This is a genomic window from Rhodococcus sp. NPDC060084 (assembly GCF_042730335.1).
Lineage (GTDB): Bacteria > Actinomycetota > Actinomycetes > Mycobacteriales > Mycobacteriaceae > Rhodococcus.
Map to the genome: position 1 here is coordinate 1 of NZ_JBHWWX010000023.1, position 17,648 is coordinate 17,648.

Consider the following 17,648-nt stretch of genomic DNA (forward strand, 5'->3'; position numbering starts at 1 on the left):
GCCCGCCGTTTGTGGCCGACTACTGTGCTGCGTGATTTCCGGCAGCGTGCGCGGCGCGCTACTCCGTCGTGGAGACCGTCGGGCCGCCCTCGGCAGCTCCGCGCTCCTCGTCGCTACGCGCCTTGCGGGCAGCTTCACGCATCTCGATGCCATCGGTGATCCACCCGCCGACCTCGCGGGTGACGTCTCGGACGGCTCCGGTGATGATCCCGGCGATAGCGCCGACTCGCGTCGCTGCCGATTCGGTCATCTCCTGGATGGTGTCCTTGTTGCGTTCGAACTTCCCGACCATGGCACTCCCCCTCAGACGTTCTCCCGTGCGAGGGTACCCGCAGCGTCGTCGGCCTGCTCGCGGGGCGAACGCTCGAGAAGCACCGAGATGTCCGGGGTCTGCGACACCCAGTTCGGCGGCAGTGCGAACGTGAAGATCTTCTTCCACACGGATGCCACCTGGGCGGTGAGGCCGCGGCTGTTGTACGGCAATCCGTACTGTTCACACAGCTCCCGGACACGCGGCGCGAGTTCCGGGTATCGGTGCGCCGGCAGGTCGGGGAACAGGTGGTGCTCGATCTGGTGCGACAGGTTGCCCGACATGATGTGGAACAGTGGCGATCCGGAGATATTCGCGCTGCCGAGCAGCTGGCGCACATACCACTCGCCGCGCGTCTCCTCGGCCGTCTCGTCCTCGCTGAACGACTGCACGCCCGACGGGAAGTGGCCGCAGAAGATGATCGAATACGCCCACACGTTGCGCACCACGTTCGCGGTCGCGTTGCCGACCAGGGTCGGCACGAACAGCGGGCCGGTGAGCAGCGGGAACGCCACGTAATCCTTGACGACCTGACGACGCGCCTTGCGCCACCAGCCCTGCGCGAGCGGAAGGACGTCTCGCCACGACCGGGTACCGGCGACAATGTTCTCCGCCTCGGCGTCGTGCATCATCACTCCCCACTCGAACAGCAGCATCAGTGCGGCCGCATAGACGGGGTTGCCGAGGTAGTACGGGTGCCATTTCTGGTTGGGGTCCATCCGCAGGATCCCGTACCCGATGTCACGGTCCTTGCCGACGATGTTGGTGAACGTGTGGTGCATGTAGTTGTGCGAGTGCCGCCACTGGTCCGAGGGGCACACGGTGTCCCACTCGAAGGTGCGCGAGTTCAGCGACGGCTCCCTCATCCAGTCGTACTGGCCGTGCATCACGTTGTGCCCGATCTCCATGTTGTCGAGGATCTTCGACACGCTCAGTGCCGCGACCCCCGCAACCCACGCGGGCGGGAAGAAGCCGAGGTACATCAGGCCGCGGCCGGTGACCTCGAATCCACGCTGCGCCTTGATGATGCGATAGATGTATTCACGGTCCTCGTCGCCGAGCGACGCCACGGTCTCCTCGCGCAACGCGTCGAGTTCGCGGCCCAGTTCGTCGATGTGTTCCCGGGTGAGCACCAGCGGTTCGGGATCCGCGGGCGCGGAGGATCCCGAGAGGAACGGCAGGAAGGGAATCGAGGGCAGGGACAATCCGAACATGGTGTCCTCCAGTGGTATCGGTCTGGATGCTGTGGAGTCGAGCGTCAGAGATCGACGGCGACGTCGCCGACCGGCGCGTTGATGCAGATCTGGATTCGCGTTCCGGGCTCCGAATCGAGTTCACCGGTCCGCACGTCGCGGGTGCAGCCGGAGAGCCGGACAGCCGTGCACGAGTGGCAGATTCCCATCCGGCAACCGTGCTCGGGTGTCAGACCCGCGTTCTCGGCGTGCTCGAGAACCGTCACGCCGGTGTTGTCGGCGACGACACCCGACGAGGCGAACGACACCGTGCCGGTGGCGTCGTCCGGATCGACCGTGTAGGTCGGCGGTGTGAATTCCTCGACGTGGACGAGGTTCTCGGCGCCGTCTCGGGCGTAGACGTCCCGAACACGGGACACCAGGCCCGCAGGCCCGCACACGTAGACCGGAGTATCGGCGAACCACGGTGCGACAGCCTGGAGGTGGGCGGCGTCGAAACGCCCCTGGAGAGCGCCGTCACCGGACCGGGTGTACACGAGAACGACCTCGACGTTGGGGAGCGCCGCGAGGGCATCGAGTGCCTCGCGCCGCGGGACATGCGCCGGAGTCCGGGCGTAGTACAGAAACGTGACCGCACCGGTGTGCCCTTCGGCGGCGAGTCCCTCGAGCATCGACAGCACCGGGGTGATCCCCGACCCACCGCCGATGAGGATCAGTCGCTCGGATCGCGGTGTCGGGAGCACGAAATCGCCCGCCGGTTCACCGAGTTCGACGACGAGTCCGGGCTGCGCGTGTTCGTAGAGGTGGCGGGAGACGATCCCGTCCGGGTGCAACCCCACCGTGAACACGATCGGCCCGCTTCCGTCGCGTACCGCACCGGGTGCGTACGCGGGTGAATAGGTCCGGGTGTGCCGCACGCCGTCGACCGTGATCGACAGCGGAACGTGGCTTCCCGGTTCGAACCGCACGGGCCGCGCCGGGCTGACGGTGAACGTCACCGATCCTGAGGCATTTCGGTCCACGTGTGTAATCCGAGCACGGGTGACGGAAGTGGCGAGCAGAGGATCGACCAGCTCGAGGTACCGGTCGGGATGGTGCGGACTCGAGAGGGTCCCCAGGGCGCTGACGAGCACTTTTCGGGCGAACGTCCGCGCATGGTCTACAGGGGGGAGGTGGCGCGCAATCATTGGTGCCTGCCTTCCGAGCGACATCGTATTCTGAGTGCACATCCGTGCACTCAAGTAAGTGTGACAGGCGGTAGCTCCCCTGTGTCAACCGGTTTGTGACCCCGGTTACACCCGGTGCCCGTGCCGCCGGCCCGTCTGCCTACACTCGAAACGTGTCAGCAGCACCGGCCCCGTCCTCCACGACCCGAGCACAGCGCAAAGAACGCACCCGTCAGGCACTTCTCGACGCGGCGCTCGAGCTGTCCTCGGACCGGGGTCTTGCCGGCGTCAGCCTGCGCGAGGTCGCCCGGCACGCCGGAATCGTGCCGACGGCGTTCTACCGCCACTTCGCCTCCATGGAGGAACTCGGCGTCACCCTCGCCGCCGATACGATGCGGGTGCTGCGACGCCTGCTGCGCGACGCGCGACGCTCCCCCGGTCCCGCCACCGCCCGCGAGTCACTCCGCATCCTGGTGCGTGAAGTGCGGGTACACGAGCCCGCGTTCCGCTTCCTCGCGCGTGAACGCCACGGAGGCCAACCTGAAGTCGCGCGCGCCATCACGACCGAACTGCGTTTGCTCGCCGGCGAACTGGCCGCAGACCTCGCCCGCACACCCGGGCTCGAACAGTGGCCGTTCGACGACCTCGAGATGGTCGCCGACCTGCTGGTCACCGCGATGCTCGACGTCGTGCTGGAACTGCTGTCGGTGCCACGGCCCGGCAGCCCCGAGGAAGCAGAAGTGATCACTCGCGCGGAAAAACAGATGCGGCTGATCCTGCTCGGCATGGCCGCCTGGAAGCCGACGCACAACTGACCCGACCTCCGTACCGTGGAGGTCATGAGCGGAAACGCCGAAACGACACTGGGCGATCTGACCTTCGATGTCCGGGTTGCGGGACCACCCGGCGGCCCTCCGGTGGTGCTGCTGCACGGTTTTCCCGAGACCGCACGGAGTTGGACGGCCGTCGCCCGCCTGCTCGTACGCGACGGATACCGGGTGATCGCACCCGATCAGCGCGGCTACTCTCCCGGTGCACGACCCGAGGGCGTAGGCCATTACGAGATCTCCGCCTTGGCCGGAGACGTGATCGGGCTGCTCGACGATTTCGAGATCGAGCAGGCTCACCTCGTCGGACACGACTGGGGCGCCGCGGTCGCATGGCACACCGCCGCGCACCACCGCGACCGCGTCTCCACGCTCACCGGGTTCTCGGTGCCGCATCTCGCTGCGTACGGCTGGGCACTGCGGGAGGACGACGACCAGCGCGCCCGCTCGTCGTACATCCAGCTCCTGCGCATGGAGGACAAGGCCGAATCCGTGTTGCTCGAAGACGATGCCCGGAGGCTGCGGGCGATGTTCGATCCGAGCGTCGACCGCGACTCGGTGGACCACTACGTCCGGACGCTGTCCCGTCCGGGCGCGCTCACCGCGGCACTGAACTGGTATCGAGCCATGTCGCGCGAGTGGGAATCGACCCCGCCGGTACAGGTGCCGACAACCTACGTCTGGAGCACCGGGGACTCGGCGATCGGTTCCGCCGCGGCGGAGCGGTGCCACGAATTCGTCGATGCCGATTACGAATTCGTCGTACTTCCGGACGTCTCGCACTGGATTCCGGAAGAAGCACCCGCCGCCGCCGCCGACGCCATCCGGCGCCGGGCCGGAACCGCGGCAGGCGGCTGACCGCTCACCGGCGAGATTCTGTCAGCGGTAGTTCGGATTGTTGAACTCCGGTATCTCGATGCTGATGGGCCGCAACTCGGACATGTAGAGCAGCACGAACTGACGGAGCAACTCGTCGAACGTCCAGTACGCCTCGGGAGCGAGCGGAAGCGGGAGCAGTCCCTCGCGGACGGCGACGAACGGTCCCCACGCGACGTCGAGGAGGGTGCCCCACACCGGCTCGCGGGGAATGTTCAACCAGTCGGCGATCTCGTTCCCGAGCATGAAACGCGTCAGGGCACCCAGGATCGGCCGGGTCAGCAGCGTGAAGTCGAGTCCCGCACCGAGATCGAGCAGGATGTCGGCGAGCTTGATGCCCTCCGGCGTGGGAGCGAGGATCGGATCCAGCACCTCCACGGCCTGGGATTCGGCCTGGTCCCACGTGGCGGGTATGTACTGGTCCTCGATGCCGAGCATGTGGGCACTGATCTGCCACGAGTGCAGGAAACCGTCGGCCTCGGCAGCCGCAATGGGCACCTTCCATGCCTTCAAGGTGCGCATGACCGTGGTGGGCAGGCTGTGCCAGGTCACCATCATGTCGTGCTGGCTGATCGGGATGTTCTCCGGAGCGGCGTGCTCCCAGTGCGGAGACTGCGGCAGGAGATGACGAACCGCAGCATGAACCAGCCTGGTCTTCACGGCGGTCACTGCCATTTCGCCGTCGGGCAGGTAGGCGTTGCGAGTTCCGATGTCGTATCCCAGCTTTGCCGTTTTCGAGATGCGGCGCTTCATGTTCGCGCCGCCCTGGGAGTAGTAGACAGCGAGCGCTTCCTTGGGTATGACCGTGCTCATCATGCCGCTGGCGAAGCCGTAGAGGACGCCGAGATACAACCCGCGCTTCTCGTTGAAACGCACGGCTGTCTCGAGCTTGCCCGGATCCGCCCAGGCCGGCAACTGCCGCGCCTGCTCCATGAACTCTCTCAGGTCCCCCGGCAGGCCGTCGGGGAGCGGCTGACCGTTCTTGGTCCAGGTCCGGAGGAGTTCGTTGACTCTCGGCACATCCCCGCGGTCCAGCAGCGAGGCCACCAGCGGATCGGCCTCCGTGTCCCATACCGTCCTCGGATCGGCACCGCTCCCCGCGCCGGGAATCGACCCGGCGGGCGACCATCTCCACGGCTGCGCGTGGGCAGGAGCGGCAAGCGAGAACGCTCCCAGTGCGCCGAGTGCGCCGCTCAGTTCGAGCATTCTGCGTCTACTCAGATTCTCCATCGGTACCTTCCCCGGCCAGCAGATGATGCAATGAGACATATTTTGTGTCTCTGTAACATCAGACCACAATCGCCCTTCCCGGGCGGGGGTTTTCCGACAGGCGCCGCAGTAGACTCGGGATCCCAGGAGGACACCGTGGAACAAGCCCCGCTCGTCCGCAGCACAAACGTGGAGTCGCTGCTCGATCGCGCATATCACGACGCCGTCGAACAGCCCGGCGACGAGGACCGCACCCGCACGCGACTCCTCGACGCCGCATACGAGCAGTTCTGCCGCCTCGGCATCCAGCGCTCCTCGATGGAAGACATCGCGCGGCGCGCACAATTGTCGCGGATCACGGTGTACCGGAAGTTCGAGTCGAAGGACGCTCTGGTCGATCAAGTGGTCCTTCGTGAGATCCGCCGCTATTTCACGCGGTTCCTCGACGACATCGCACGTGCCGACACCGCCGCCGATCGCGTCGTCGCCGGCTTCGTCAGTTCACTCCACGCCGTCCGCACCAACCCGCTCATCGGCGGTCTCCTCGAGACGGAACCCACGTTGCTCGCCGGTTCCGTGGTGGGCAACGGGGAAGAAATGCTGGCAACCGTACGGGCTTTCGTCGCGGGCCAGCTTCGCCGTGAACAACAGGCCGGCAACATTTCTCGCGCGCTGGATACGGATCTGGTCGCCGAGATGATGGTGCGGATCTCCGCATCCTTCCTCACCTATCCCAGCCGTCTGGTCGATCTCGACGACGATGCCCAGCTGGCGCGAATCGCTCGCCGATTTCTCGTGCCGATGCTGGATCCGGCCGACTCGTCCGGCCCTACGGTGTAGATCCGCCGAACGACGGACACGAGCTCACGGACGGGCGTGCGCGTCGGGCGCGCGGACCGCGAGAAGCGCCGCGAGACCGATCGCGAGCACGAGCAGCAGACCGACGATGCCTGCGCGGTCGGTGGCGAACCACCATGCGAAGAATCCGAAGAGCGTCGGCGCGAGGAACGACACCGCACGACCGGTCGTCGCGTAGAGGCCGAACATCTGCCCCTCCCGCCCGTGCGGCGTGAGCCTGACGAGGAAGGTGCGGGCCGACGACTGGGCGGGGCCGACGAACAGGCACAGCACCAGTCCGAAGATCCAGAACATCGTCGGACCGGAGACCACCAGCAGCACCGTTCCCGCGGCGATCATCGCGATCAGCGAACCGACGATGACGGTTTTGGGGCCCAACCGGTCGTCGACGCGCCCGGCGGCGAGGGCACCGAGGGCCGAGACGACATTGGCCGCGACGCCGAAGAGCAACACGTCCGCCGCGCTGATCCCGTACACGTTGACGGCCAGCACCGCACCGAAGGTGAACACACCCGCCAAACCGTCCCGGAACAGCGCAGATGCGCCGAGATACCAGATGGTGCGGCGGTCGACCTGCCACAGCTCGCGCAGATCGCGCCAGAGCACGCGATAGGACTCGACGATGCCGACCCGACGTGTCTCGTCGCCGCGCTCGACCGGTTTTTCCGGTATCGACCACAGCACAGGCAACGCGAAGACTGCGAACCACACCGCTGCCAGCAGCGCCACGAGGCGGATGTTGGCACCGCCGTCGGTGGAGACCCCGAACAGACCGCGTACGTCTCCGTCGCCCGAGATGAAACCGGCATAGCACACCAGCAACAGCACGATCCCGCCGAAATAGCCCATGGCCCAACCGAATCCGGAGACCCGTCCGAGATTGTCCTCGGTGGAGACCTGCCGAAGCATCGCGTTGTACGGAACCTGCGCAAGCTCGGCGGCCACGGATGCGGCACCGAGCAGGACAAGACCGAGCCAGAGATAGCGGTAGTCGTCGCGCACGAAGTACATGCCCGCCATCGCCGCGACCGTGAGCGCAGTCAATATCGCGAGCGAACGTTTCCGGCGTCCCGCCGCGTCGAACCTCTGTCCGAAGATCGGTGCGGTGACCGCGATGATCGCACCCGAGATACCCAGTGCCCACCCGAGCCACGAGGTCGCCGAGACGGTGCCGGGCAGGTCGTCGCCCACCGCATCGGTGAGATAGACCGAGAAGACGAAGGTGAGGATCACCGCGTGGAACGCGGACGATCCCCAGTCCCACAGACCCCACGCGAAGACCTGTCTGCCCGTCGCGGCACCCCCGGCCCCGGCCGGAGCGTGCGTGTGTGCGCTCATGGTGCGCAGCCTAAGCCGCTCGGGACCGATCGTCCCCGCACCGGCGTCGCGAGTCGCACCCGGCCGACACCGCGGACCCGTCCCGGCCCGATCCCGCTAGGCTGACCCACCGTGACTCTGCCGAATCCCCATCCCGATGCCCGCGCCGTCGTCACCGGAGCTTCTTCCGGTATCGGCGAAGCCCTCGCCACCGAACTCGCCGCACGTGGGCACTCCCTGATTCTCGTCGCACGACGAGGCGAGGTCATGGAATCCCTCGCCGCCACGCTGCGCACCGAACACGGCGTCGCCGTGGAGGTACGTGCCTGCGACCTGTCCGACCGCGACGCGCGCGCAGTCCTCGTCGACGAACTCGCCGGACGACGCATCAGCATCCTCTGCAACAACGCGGGAATCGCCACCTTCGGTGCGGTCGCCGAACTCGACCCGGCATACGAACGCGCCCAAGTCGAACTCAACGCCGTCGCGGTGCACGATCTCACCCTCGCGGTGCTGCCGCAGATGGTCGAGCGCAGGTCCGGCGCGATCCTCATGGTCGGGTCTGCCGCCGGCAACATGCCCATCCCCCACAACGCGACCTACGCCGCGACCAAGGCCTTCGTCAACACGTTCTCCGAGTCGCTGCGCGGCGAGCTCAAAGGCACCGGCGTCCACATCACGCTTCTCGCCCCCGGACCGGTGCGCACCGAGGAACCCGACCCTGCCGAGGCGTCGATCGTCGACAAACTCGTGCCCGACTTCCTGTGGATCTCGAGCGCCCACACCGCCAAGGTGTCGCTCGACGCCCTCGCTGCCAACCGGATGCGCATCGTGCCCGGTGTGATCAGCAAGGCGATGTCGGCGGCGGGACAGTTCGCCCCCCGGTCGGTCTCCGCACCGATCGCCGGTGCCTTCTACCGCAAACTCGGGTCGGACTAACGCCTGCGGCGGCGTCCGGTTCCGAAAATGCTGCGGCCGATCTCCCGGCCCGCCGCGGACGCCGCCGACCGCAGGAAGCTCTTGACCGCCGGACTCCCGAGCGCCTGTTCGATCGTCGACGGCTCGTCGTCGCGTGCAGACTCCGGCAGGACCTCGTCGGCACCCGCGGGCAGCGGCGAGGCCTCGAACTCCGGATCGACATCCGGGGCGCCGGCCACCGACGCGGACAGCTTCTCGTACGCCGATTCACGGTCGACGGTGCGGCCGTACTTCCCGTAGAGCGGGCTGGACTGGGCGGCCGCAAGGATCGCGTTCTCCCCCACCGACCCCATCCGGGAGCGAGGCGGCCGGATCAGCGTCCATGCCACAGGTGTGGGCGCGCCGGTCTCCGACAGCACCGTCACAACCGCTTCCCCGGTTCCGAGCGCGGTCAGTGCCTCGCCGAGGTCGTACGCGTCCGTCGCCGGATAGGTGCGAACGATCTTGTCCAGCGCATCGCGATCCTCCGGGGTGAACGCACGCACTGCGTGCTGAATACGAGCCCCGAGCTGAGACAACACCGGCCGGGGCACATCCGAGGGCAACTGGGTGCAGAAGATGATCCCCACGCCCTTCGAGCGGATCAGCTTGACGGTCTGCTCGACCTGACGCAGGAACGCCTTGGACGCGTCGGTGAACAGCAGATGCGCCTCGTCGAACACGAACACCAACTTCGGCTTCTCGAGGTCCCCGACCTCCGGCAGAGCCTGGAACAGGTCCGCGAGCAACCACATCAGAAATGTGGAGAACAACGCCGGCTGTGTCGCTCGATCGCCGAGTTCGAACAGGCTGATGACGCCCTGGCCGTCGACGAACCGGAGCAGATCCTCGGTCTCGAATTCCGGCTCACCGAAGAAGGTGTCGCCCCCGGCGTGCTCGAGATTGACGAGCGCGCGCAGGATCACCCCGGCCGTAGCTCCGGACACCCCGCCGATGCTCTGGAGATCGGCCTTTCCCTCGTCGCTCGTCAAGTGCCTGATGACCTCGCTCAAGTCCTTCAGGTCCAGCAACGCCAGCCCCCGCTGGTCGGCCCAGTGGAAGATCAGGCCGAGTGTGGACTCCTGGGTCGCGTTGAGTTCGAGCACCTTGCTCAGCAGGATCGGTCCGAACGACGTGACGGTCGCACGGACCGGGATGCCCGCCCCCTCGGTGCCGAGCGAATAGAACTGCACCGGATATCCACGCGGCTCCCACGACTCGTCGCCGGTGTCGATCGCGCGCGCGACGATCTTCTCCTCGATCACGCCTTCTCCGGTGAGACCGGACAGATCGCCTTTGACATCGGCCATCACCACGGGCACCCCGGCGGACGACAGCTGCTCGGCGATCAACTGCAGTGTTGCGGTCTTGCCCGTTCCGGTGGCGCCCGCCACTAGCCCGTGCCGGTTCATCGTGGCCAGAGGGATGCGCACCTTCGCCGACGGGTCGGCCACACCGTCGAGTACGACGGCGCCGAGTTCGAGCGCGGGACCTGTCGCCGCGTACCCGGCGGCGATCCGTGCGGCCGCGCCCGCCGGCGTGGACTCGTCGTCGTGGTGGTCGGGGAGCTCGGTGTCGTCCGGCATACGGATGCTCCTTACGGCGCGCGTGTGACCACTGCAATGCCACTGCCGACCTTAACTTGTCCGACGCCTGACTACGCTGTATCTCGTGCAGGACAAACTCGTATGGATCGATTGTGAGATGACCGGACTGCGGCTCGACAGCGACAAGCTGATCGAGATCGCGGCACTGGTGACCGATAGCGAACTCAACGTGCTCGGCGAAGGCGTGGACATCGTCATCCATGCCGACGACGAAGCACTCGCGGCGATGCCGGAGGTCGTGCAGCAGATGCACGCCCGCTCGGGGCTCACCGAGGAAGTGCGCCGCTCGACGGTCGGGCTCGCGGAAGCCGAGAAGCTGGTGCTCGACTACATCCGAGAACACGTCGGGGAAGCGGGCACGGCGCCGCTCGCAGGTAACTCGATCGGCACCGACCGGGGGTTCATCACCCGCGACATGCCCGAACTCGACAGCTACCTCCATTACCGGATGGTCGACGTGAGTTCGATCAAGGAGCTGTGCCGCCGCTGGTACCCGCGTATCTACTTCGGGCAGCCGGAAAAGGGGTTGTCGCACCGGGCACTGGCCGACATCAAGGAGTCGATCCGCGAACTCCGCTACTACCGGCGTACCGCCTTCGTTGCCGCACCCGGACCGTCCCCCGAGGACATCGCCGCGGTCGTGGAGGACCTCGGACCGGCCTGACCTGCCGATTCGTTATTTCCGGCAAAGTCACGCTAGTATCTCTACCGCAGGCGCAAGCGGCCCCGGCCACATGCGAATGCGATGGTGAGTGTAGTTCAGTTGGTAGAGCACCAGGTTGTGATCCTGGCTGTCGCGGGTTCGAGTCCCGTCACTCACCCGATAGAAGGCCCCCGACCGGCGATCCCGGTCGGGGGCCTTTTCCGTTGCCGTGATGCCCCGGCCGCGGGACGCAATTCTTCGTTTTCCGGTCGTTATCGATCTGCGAGTACGCGCGCGACGAACGGCGTGGAGTCGAGTGCCGAGAGCTCGATGACCGTGAGGTGATCGGCGTCGTATACGCGGTAGTCGACGTCGGCACCCCCGGCGGACATGTCGGCGGCGAGCTTTGCAGACAACGGCAACGGCACCACCCTGTCGTCCACACCGTGACCGAAGAACAGGGGACGGTCGTAGCCGGTGGTGGGGACGGCGAGGTACTCGGCCAGAGCGGCGGGGAGGTCGCCCTGCGACAGCGGACGCGCGGGCAAGTCGCCGATTCCGGTATCCCGCACGGACGCGTTGAGCTCGCCGATGCAGAGAACCTCCGCTCGGTCCAGCACCTCGCGGCCGGCCGGGGTGAGGTAGCCGTCCACGTCGACCTGCGGATAGGCGTCGCGGAGGCCGGCGAACAGATAGCCGCTGAATGCCGTCAGTCCCGAGAGGCCGGGATCCGGGAAGCCCGGCACGCCCAGGATGAACAGGTTCTCGAGGTTGGCGGGCACTCCCGTCGCGACCGTGCCCCGGAAGTCCAGTTCGGGGGCGCGCCGCGTCGCGATGTGCGCGGTGTGGACTGCGGCGTGGCCACCCTGCGAATGACCGACCACTACCCACCGCTCGGAGAGCGGGGCGCCGGTGGCCCGTGCGGCGCGGACGCTGTCCACGATGCTGTTCGCGGCACTCGGGCCGTCGAGGTAGCGGTGCAGGCCTTCCGAGCCCAGCCCCGGATAGTCGGCGGCCACCACGGCGTATCCCTGGTCGAGCCAGTGCCGGAGGTACGACTTCTCGCGTGCCGGCCGAGGCGTATCGGTGGTGAATGCACAGTCGTCGGCTATACCGACGGTGCCGTGCGCCCAGGCGACCACAGGGAATCCGCCCTCCGGCGCTGTTCTCTCGGGCAGGAACAGCGCGCCGGTGGCGACCGTGTCCTCACCGGAGCGCCACTCGGTGCGGTATTCGAGCTTTTCCGCGATCGGTGCACCCGGGAGGGACAGCTCGGGCGGGAGGGGCTGCACCGACACGATCTCTCCCGGCGGCGGAGAACCCACCGGCTCGGCATCCGCCGGCGGCGCCGTCACGGAGGCCACCAGCACCGTCGCGATCACCGAGGTGATCCACCACGACTCCCGATCCCGGACTTGCATCATGGACGCCTCCTCGAGATCGGGACGACGGGTCAGGTATCGGCGTTGCCGGCCTTCCACGTCGACCACGGGATGTTCCAGTCGCCGAGGCCCTCGGTGCCCTCGAGGGTTCCGCCGACGGTGTTCCGGACTATGACGATGTCGCCGCGCTTGGTGTTGTCGAAGATCCACTTGGCATTCGCAGGACTCAGATTGAGACAGCCGTGGCTCACGTTGCGCACGCCCTGGTCACCGAGCGACCACGGCGCCGAGTGGAAGAAGATGCCGCTGTACGACATGCGGGTCGCCCAGTCCACGGGCGTGCGGTACCCCTCGGGCGCATCCGTCGGAACCCCGTAGGTCGAGGAATCCATGATCAGGTGCTCGAAGCGGTCGCCGATGACGTACACCCCGTTCGGGGTGGGGGCGTCGTCCTTGCCGAAAGACGTGGGCATCGTCATCACGTCGGCACCGCTGCGGTTGACGGTGACCTGCTTGGTGTTGTCGTCGGCGGTGATGACCACCGCGTCACCGATCGTGAACGAGGAGTGGACGTCGTCCTGGCCGAACAAGCCGTCGCCGAGATCCTTGCCGTAGACGTCCACGTCCACCGTGACGGTCGTGCCGGGTGTCCAGTACTGCTCGGGACGCCAGCGCACCTCCCGGTTGCTGAGCCAGTAGAAGGCGCCCTCGACCGGAGGGTCGGTCACCACGGTGATCGCTTCCTCGGCCGCGCGCCGGTCCGGAATGTTCTCGTCGAACTGGACGGCCACGGGCTGCCCGATACCGACGACCGCCCCGTCGCCGGGCATCACATACGGCTGGGTCAGATTGCCCGGCGCCGACGTGGTGAAGGACGCGACGGTCGTTGCCGACCCGCCCAGACCGTAGGCGACGGTTTCGAGGGTGTACTCCCGGTTGTACCCGAGCGGTTCGGTGTTGACCCACGACAGGCCGTCCGGGGCGAGTTCACCCGCGACGGGTTCCCCCGCGGGAGTGAGCAGCGTCACGAAGTCGAGTTTTCCGTTGATCAGCGACACCGTCACGGGGTCGATCGGGGAGAACCCGATGTCCCCGTCGGTGACGCTGGACGAGACAGTGGGCTTGATCAGTGCCGCAAGAGGATTGGAATCGATCGGCACCTCGTCCGCGCCGGAACCCGATCCGCCCGAGCATGCGGTGACGAACGCCATGAGCCCGACGAGCAACATCCCGAGCACCGCCCCGGCACTGCGCCGCCGAGGATGCGTCACACTTCCAGCCTTCACTGCCATTCTCCGATTCCGCCCCTCCCCACAAGGCACCGAAATTGCACGTCATACGTCCTGTTCAGATGATGCCAGTCGGTCGTCCGTCTCGACGACCGACTCCCCCCCTGTCGATAACGTTCCGATGACAATCGGTCTCCGCTGCGCGTTCGTTACATGCCTTCGCCGCGGAAATCGCTGTGACCAGCCGATTTGGTGCGGTAGTCGAAGGTGTGTAATCTTCTTTTCGTCGCCGGGACAACAGCCCGGAGACACCAGCCAAGCGCCATTAGCTCAATTGGCAGAGCAGCTGACTCTTAATCAGCGGGTTCGGGGTTCGAGTCCCTGATGGCGCACCACAAAGATCCCCTTCCGGCAACGCCGGGAGGGGATCTTTCGTTTGCGCGACCGGAACTGTGATGTTCCCCAAACGCACTGTGCCCGCGCCATCGGCGCGGGCACAGTGTTCGGGTCGGGTGTGTCAGCGCAGGATCTTGCGCAGCACCAGCAGACCCACCACGGTGCCCGCCGCCACCAACGCGTACTTCTTCACCGCCGGCTGGTTGAGCTTCGCGACGAGCGTTTGCTTCGTGCTCGCCACCAGATTCTTCGGGTTGGCGCGAACGCTCAGTTCGTCCAGCGTGCCCGCGAGCTGGTTCCGGGCCTTTTCGATCTCCCGCTCGATGTCCTCGGTGTCCCTACCCACGTGATCCTCCAGAAGGTCGCTGCAGTGTGCTGCGACCACGGTAGTGGACGATCGGTCTACTACTGTCGCGGACATGACCGAAAACAACAGACTCTCGCCCGGCGACCCCGCTCCCGACTTCACACTCCCGGACGCCGACGGCAACGAAGTCTCGTTGTCCGACTATCGCGGACGCAAGGTGATCGTCTACTTCTACCCGGCCGCGAGCACGCCGGGCTGCACGAAGCAGGCGTGTGACTTCCGGGACAGCCTCGCCGAACTCGGTGACGCGGGACTCGACGTGATCGGCATCTCCCCCGACAAGCCGGCCAAGCTCGCCAAGTTCCGCGACAACGAGGGCCTCACGTTCCCGTTGCTGTCCGATCCGGACAAGTCGACGCTCACCGCGTGGGGAGCGTTCGGTGAGAAGAAGATGTACGGCAAGACCGTCACCGGGGTGATCCGGTCGACGTTCGTGGTCGATGCGGACGGCAAGATCGAGGTTGCCCAGTACAACGTGCGCGCGACCGGGCACGTCGCGAAGCTGCGACGCGACCTGTCGGTCTAACCGGACCCGAGCGAGCGCATCACCAGAGCTTCGGCGACGGCAAGATTCTCGATTTCCGACGGATCGACACTCTCGTTGGGAGCGTGGATCACGCAGCGCGGCTCCTCCACACCGAGCAGGGCGATCTCGGCGCCCGGTACCGCACGCTGCAGCGCGGTGCACAGCGGGATCGATCCGCCCTGCCCGGCCGAGCCGACGTCGCGGCCGTACGCGGTCTCGAGGGCGGCACGCAACGCCGCATAGCCGGGGCCGTCGGCAGCCGCGCGGAACGGTTCACCGACGACTTCCCGCTCGATGCGCAGGTGTGCGCCCCACGGAACATGTGCTTCGAGGTGTGCGACGAGCGCGTCCTGCGCTGTCAGCGCATCGACCCCCGGCGGCACGCGGAGATTCAGGCGCGCAGACGCGCGCGGCACGATCGCCGCCGCGGACCCCACGACCGGCGGGGCGTCGATTCCGAGAACGGTGAGCGCGGGTCGCGCCCACACCGCGTCGGCCACGGTGGCGGAGGTCGGGAGCGATACTCCCGCGAGCACCCCGGCATCCGACCGGAACCGCTCTTCGGGGTACGGCACACCGTCCCAGGTCGCGGTGGCGTCGAGGCCGTCCACGACGGTGTTTCCGTCGTCGTCACGCAGTGTGCCGAGCAGTCGTACCAGCGCGGCGAGCGCGTCCGGGGCGCCTCCGCCGTACATACCGGAGTGGACGGGGCCGGCGAGGGTTTCGAGGTGAACGACGACGTTCGCCGTGCCGCGCAGGGTGGTGGTCAGAGTGGGCTGCCCTACTTCGGCATTGCCGCAGTCCCCGACGACGATGAGATCCGCGGTGAACAGGTCGGGTCGCGCGGCCACGAGGTGTTCGAGGCCCTCTCCGCCCATCTCCTCCGAACCTTCGACGACCACTCGCACGCCGACGGGCAGCGCGCCGTCCGCGAGCAACGCACGCAGGGCGAGCAGGTGCATCACGATGTTGCCCTTGCAGTCCGCCGCGCCCCGGCCGTACCAGCGGCCGTCGCGTTCGGTGAGCACGAAAGGCGGGCTTTCCCATTCGGATTCGTCGCCGGGAGGCTGGATGTCGTAATGGCTGTAGAGCAGGACGGTCGGTGCTCCGGGCGGAGCCGGGGTGTGACCGATCACGGCATGTGATCCGTCCACCGTCTCGACGAGATCGACCTGTTCGATGCCGGCCGCTGCGAACGCGTCGCACACCCACCGGGCCGCCGCGACGCATTCTTCGACCGGGTATTGGCGCGGGTCGGCCACGGATCGGAACGCGACCAGCGTTTCGAGTTCGCTTCGCGCGGTGCCCATGGAATCCCGCACCCGGTCACGTATCCGCTGCACGGTCTCTGCGTCGGTCATCGAATCTCCTCCTGCGGCCGGGACGACAACCTCCGCGTCGACCCGAGGTGGTCTCCTCACATCCTAGGACCGGGGCCGGTACCGCCACGTGCGCACGCCGCGACGATGTCACCCTTCCGTGTTCCGCGCCCGGAACTCAGCACAAGCCGGGTTATTGCCACTCGCGTACACAGCAAGTGCTCGGTATTCGTGAAGGGTACGGCTAGCCTGGGCGGGTGGAGTCAGCATCGAACAGCCGCCGCGCCCCGCGCCGGATCGACCCGGCGCTCGAGGTCCAGACGGAGCCACAAGAGCTTGTGCCCCGCCGGCGGCCCACTCAGGAACGGAGCCGGCGCAAGTTCGACGCGCTGCTCGCCGCGTCCCGGGAGCTGCTCACCGAGGTGGGGTTCGAGTCGTTCACCTGCGAAGAAGTCGCAGCCCGCGCCGACGTACCCATCGGCACGCTGTACCAGTTCTTCGCCAACAAGTACGTGATCGTGTGTGAACTCAACCGCCAGGATCTCGTCGGCGTCCAGGAAGAACTCGCCAAGTTCAACGGCGAGATCCCCTCCGTCGACTGGTTGCGGTTTCTCAACAGCTTCGTCGATCACATGGCCGGATTGTGGGCGACCGATCCCTCCCGGCGCGAGGTCTGGCTCGCGATGCAGTCCACTCCGTCCACCCGGGCCACCGGCGCGATCCACGAGAGGGAATTCGCCGAGCAGGTAGCGCGGATGCTCGCGCCCCTGACTCCCGACACGCCTCGCCCTCGTCGCAAGCTCATGGCCGAGGTGCTCGTCCACGTCGTCTACTCGATGCTGAACTTCTCCGTGCAGGACGACCAGACCCACGCCGAGGCGGTGGCCGAACTCAAGCGCATCATGGTCGCGTATCTCCAAGTGGCCGAGCGTGATTCGCGAACCCAGGCGAAGAAGCGCAAACGGCGCGAGGAGTCCGAACGGTCCAAGGAGACCGAACCTGCGGGTGCGCACCGCGCGGAGCCCACGCCCTCCTCCCTGAGCTGACCGGCCGCTCCTACCCGTGGCCGTCAGCGGCATCGAGCACCACGAACGCACCGGCCATGTCGCCGTCGTGAGTCAACGACACGTGGATGCACATCCCCGTCAACTGCTCCGCAACCTTGCCGTGCAGCCGGATGCTCGGGCGTCCCCACGCATCGGAGACCACCTCGATCTGCTGGTGGATGGTCTCCGGCAGCACCGGCGGGCGGCCGAACAGTGCGGCCGACCACGCCTTGATCACCGCTTCCTTCGCGGCCCACCGGGCCGCGAAATGCCGCGCCGGATCGGAGCTGCGGGTATTCGCGTCACGGCGCTCCCCCGGCGTGAAGTTCCCCAGCATCGTCGTGCCCGAACGGCTCAACTGCTCGGCGAACTCCGGAACCGACACGAGGTCGAACCCGATACCCGCAACTCCCATCCTGC

Annotated in this window: 18 protein-coding genes and 2 tRNA genes; 9 read left to right on the top strand and 11 right to left on the bottom strand. The window is 66.9% G+C overall.

The genetic code is table 11. The annotated features are described in order from the left end of the window. Positions 1-58 precede the first annotated feature (58 nt). Genes ACFWBU_RS13370 through ACFWBU_RS13380 form a run of 3 tightly spaced genes read right to left on the bottom strand, consistent with a single transcriptional unit; the run spans position 59 to position 2,690 of the window. Positions 59-292, bottom strand: a complete 234-nt coding sequence (locus ACFWBU_RS13370) for a hypothetical protein (protein ID WP_169620450.1) — start codon at positions 290-292, stop codon at positions 59-61. A gap of 11 nt (positions 293-303) precedes the next feature. Continuing rightward, a complete protein-coding gene (locus ACFWBU_RS13375; RefSeq protein ID WP_169620449.1) occupies positions 304-1,524 on the bottom strand; it encodes an acyl-CoA desaturase in 1,221 nt (406 codons plus the stop codon). Between the two features lie 44 nt (positions 1,525-1,568). Beyond that, positions 1,569-2,690, bottom strand: a complete 1,122-nt coding sequence (locus ACFWBU_RS13380; RefSeq protein WP_169653207.1) for a ferredoxin reductase — start codon at positions 2,688-2,690, stop codon at positions 1,569-1,571. Positions 2,691-2,842: 152 nt separating this feature from the next. On the opposite strand from ACFWBU_RS13380, the gene ACFWBU_RS13385 reads away from it, so the two are divergent. Further along, positions 2,843-3,484: a TetR family transcriptional regulator gene (locus ACFWBU_RS13385; protein ID WP_169620447.1), complete on the top strand. Its 642-nt coding sequence runs from the start codon at positions 2,843-2,845 to the stop codon at positions 3,482-3,484. Between the two features lie 24 nt (positions 3,485-3,508). Next, positions 3,509-4,354 carry an alpha/beta fold hydrolase gene (locus ACFWBU_RS13390; protein WP_378528474.1) on the top strand — a complete coding sequence of 282 codons (846 nt, stop codon included), beginning with the start codon at positions 3,509-3,511 and terminating at the stop codon, positions 4,352-4,354. Between the two features lie 21 nt (positions 4,355-4,375). Here ACFWBU_RS13390 and ACFWBU_RS13395 read toward each other — a convergent pair whose 3' ends face one another. After that, positions 4,376-5,602, bottom strand: a complete 1,227-nt coding sequence (locus ACFWBU_RS13395; protein ID WP_296551110.1) for an oxygenase MpaB family protein — start codon at positions 5,600-5,602, stop codon at positions 4,376-4,378. Positions 5,603-5,737: 135 nt separating this feature from the next. Here ACFWBU_RS13395 and ACFWBU_RS13400 point away from each other — a divergent pair, with 135 nt between their 5' ends. Further along, positions 5,738-6,421 carry a TetR/AcrR family transcriptional regulator gene (locus ACFWBU_RS13400; RefSeq protein WP_346765417.1) on the top strand — a complete coding sequence of 228 codons (684 nt, stop codon included), beginning with the start codon at positions 5,738-5,740 and terminating at the stop codon, positions 6,419-6,421. Between the two features lie 24 nt (positions 6,422-6,445). Here ACFWBU_RS13400 and ACFWBU_RS13405 read toward each other — a convergent pair whose 3' ends face one another. Beyond that, positions 6,446-7,777, bottom strand: a complete 1,332-nt coding sequence (locus ACFWBU_RS13405; RefSeq protein ID WP_296551112.1) for an MFS transporter — start codon at positions 7,775-7,777, stop codon at positions 6,446-6,448. Between the two features lie 111 nt (positions 7,778-7,888). Between ACFWBU_RS13405 and cmrA the strand changes: the two genes are divergently transcribed. Beyond that, positions 7,889-8,695: a mycolate reductase gene (cmrA, locus tag ACFWBU_RS13410; RefSeq protein WP_378528475.1), complete on the top strand. Its 807-nt coding sequence runs from the start codon at positions 7,889-7,891 to the stop codon at positions 8,693-8,695. On the opposite strand, the gene ACFWBU_RS13415 is transcribed toward cmrA, so the two are convergent. Then, positions 8,692-10,299: a helicase HerA-like domain-containing protein gene (locus ACFWBU_RS13415; protein ID WP_378528476.1), complete on the bottom strand. Its 1,608-nt coding sequence runs from the start codon at positions 10,297-10,299 to the stop codon at positions 8,692-8,694. The genes cmrA and ACFWBU_RS13415 overlap by 4 nt on opposite strands. Positions 10,300-10,384: 85 nt before the next feature. Here ACFWBU_RS13415 and orn point away from each other — a divergent pair, with 85 nt between their 5' ends. Next, positions 10,385-10,984 (top strand): oligoribonuclease, encoded by a 600-nt coding sequence (gene orn, locus ACFWBU_RS13420; RefSeq protein WP_169653200.1) that lies wholly within the window; start codon positions 10,385-10,387, stop codon positions 10,982-10,984. Positions 10,985-11,068: 84 nt separating this feature from the next. Continuing rightward, positions 11,069-11,141, top strand: a tRNA-His gene (locus ACFWBU_RS13425). 94 nt (positions 11,142-11,235) lie between these two features. On the opposite strand, the gene ACFWBU_RS13430 is transcribed toward ACFWBU_RS13425, so the two are convergent. Next, positions 11,236-12,384 (bottom strand): lipase family protein, encoded by a 1,149-nt coding sequence (locus ACFWBU_RS13430; RefSeq protein WP_378528494.1) that lies wholly within the window; start codon positions 12,382-12,384, stop codon positions 11,236-11,238. Between the two features lie 32 nt (positions 12,385-12,416). Further along, positions 12,417-13,574 (bottom strand): Ig-like domain-containing protein, encoded by a 1,158-nt coding sequence (locus tag ACFWBU_RS13435; RefSeq protein ID WP_378528495.1) that lies wholly within the window; start codon positions 13,572-13,574, stop codon positions 12,417-12,419. A 319-nt stretch (positions 13,575-13,893) separates the two neighbouring features. On the opposite strand from ACFWBU_RS13435, the gene ACFWBU_RS13440 reads away from it, so the two are divergent. Then, a tRNA-Lys gene (locus tag ACFWBU_RS13440) sits at positions 13,894-13,969 on the top strand. A gap of 122 nt (positions 13,970-14,091) precedes the next feature. Here the strand turns inward: ACFWBU_RS13440 and ACFWBU_RS13445 are convergent. After that, complete coding sequence (locus ACFWBU_RS13445) at positions 14,092-14,316, bottom strand: DUF3618 domain-containing protein (protein WP_169620439.1); 225 nt, start codon at positions 14,314-14,316, stop codon at positions 14,092-14,094. A gap of 73 nt (positions 14,317-14,389) precedes the next feature. On the opposite strand from ACFWBU_RS13445, the gene bcp reads away from it, so the two are divergent. Beyond that, entirely contained in the window at positions 14,390-14,863 is a 474-nt protein-coding gene (gene bcp, locus ACFWBU_RS13450; RefSeq protein WP_169620438.1) for a thioredoxin-dependent thiol peroxidase, read from the top strand. Here the strand turns inward: bcp and ACFWBU_RS13455 are convergent. Continuing rightward, positions 14,860-16,224, bottom strand: coding sequence for a dipeptidase (locus ACFWBU_RS13455; RefSeq protein WP_169653198.1), 1,365 nt, complete (start codon positions 16,222-16,224; stop codon positions 14,860-14,862). The genes bcp and ACFWBU_RS13455 overlap by 4 nt on opposite strands. Before the next feature lie 215 nt (positions 16,225-16,439). On the opposite strand from ACFWBU_RS13455, the gene ACFWBU_RS13460 reads away from it, so the two are divergent. Next, the gene (locus ACFWBU_RS13460; RefSeq protein ID WP_169620436.1) at positions 16,440-17,228 is read left to right on the top strand and encodes a TetR family transcriptional regulator; all 789 of its coding nucleotides are present in this window, start codon (positions 16,440-16,442) and stop codon (positions 17,226-17,228) included. 10 nt (positions 17,229-17,238) lie between these two features. Here ACFWBU_RS13460 and ACFWBU_RS13465 read toward each other — a convergent pair whose 3' ends face one another. After that, positions 17,239-17,643 (bottom strand): holo-ACP synthase, encoded by a 405-nt coding sequence (locus tag ACFWBU_RS13465; RefSeq protein WP_169620435.1) that lies wholly within the window; start codon positions 17,641-17,643, stop codon positions 17,239-17,241. Between the last annotated feature and the right edge of the window lie 5 nt (positions 17,644-17,648).

Bases quoted from the DNA above. Each gene is read 5' to 3' on its own strand.
- ACFWBU_RS13395 (WP_296551110.1), bottom strand. From the start codon at position 5,602: ATGGAGAATCTGAGTAGACGCAGAATGCTCGAACTGAGCGGCGCACTC.
- ACFWBU_RS13370 (WP_169620450.1), bottom strand. From the start codon at position 292: ATGGTCGGGAAGTTCGAACGCAACAAGGACACCATCCAGGAGATGACC.
- ACFWBU_RS13430 (WP_378528494.1), bottom strand. From the start codon at position 12,384: ATGCAAGTCCGGGATCGGGAGTCGTGGTGGATCACCTCGGTGATCGCG.
- ACFWBU_RS13390 (WP_378528474.1), top strand. From the start codon at position 3,509: ATGAGCGGAAACGCCGAAACGACACTGGGCGATCTGACCTTCGATGTC.
- ACFWBU_RS13375 (WP_169620449.1), bottom strand. From the start codon at position 1,524: ATGTTCGGATTGTCCCTGCCCTCGATTCCCTTCCTGCCGTTCCTCTCG.
- ACFWBU_RS13405 (WP_296551112.1), bottom strand. From the start codon at position 7,777: ATGAGCGCACACACGCACGCTCCGGCCGGGGCCGGGGGTGCCGCGACG.
- ACFWBU_RS13455 (WP_169653198.1), bottom strand. From the start codon at position 16,224: ATGACCGACGCAGAGACCGTGCAGCGGATACGTGACCGGGTGCGGGAT.
- ACFWBU_RS13380 (WP_169653207.1), bottom strand. From the start codon at position 2,690: ATGATTGCGCGCCACCTCCCCCCTGTAGACCATGCGCGGACGTTCGCC.
- ACFWBU_RS13415 (WP_378528476.1), bottom strand. From the start codon at position 10,299: ATGCCGGACGACACCGAGCTCCCCGACCACCACGACGACGAGTCCACG.
- ACFWBU_RS13435 (WP_378528495.1), bottom strand. From the start codon at position 13,574: ATGTTGCTCGTCGGGCTCATGGCGTTCGTCACCGCATGCTCGGGCGGA.
- ACFWBU_RS13465 (WP_169620435.1), bottom strand. From the start codon at position 17,643: ATGGGAGTTGCGGGTATCGGGTTCGACCTCGTGTCGGTTCCGGAGTTC.
- bcp (WP_169620438.1), top strand. From the start codon at position 14,390: ATGACCGAAAACAACAGACTCTCGCCCGGCGACCCCGCTCCCGACTTC.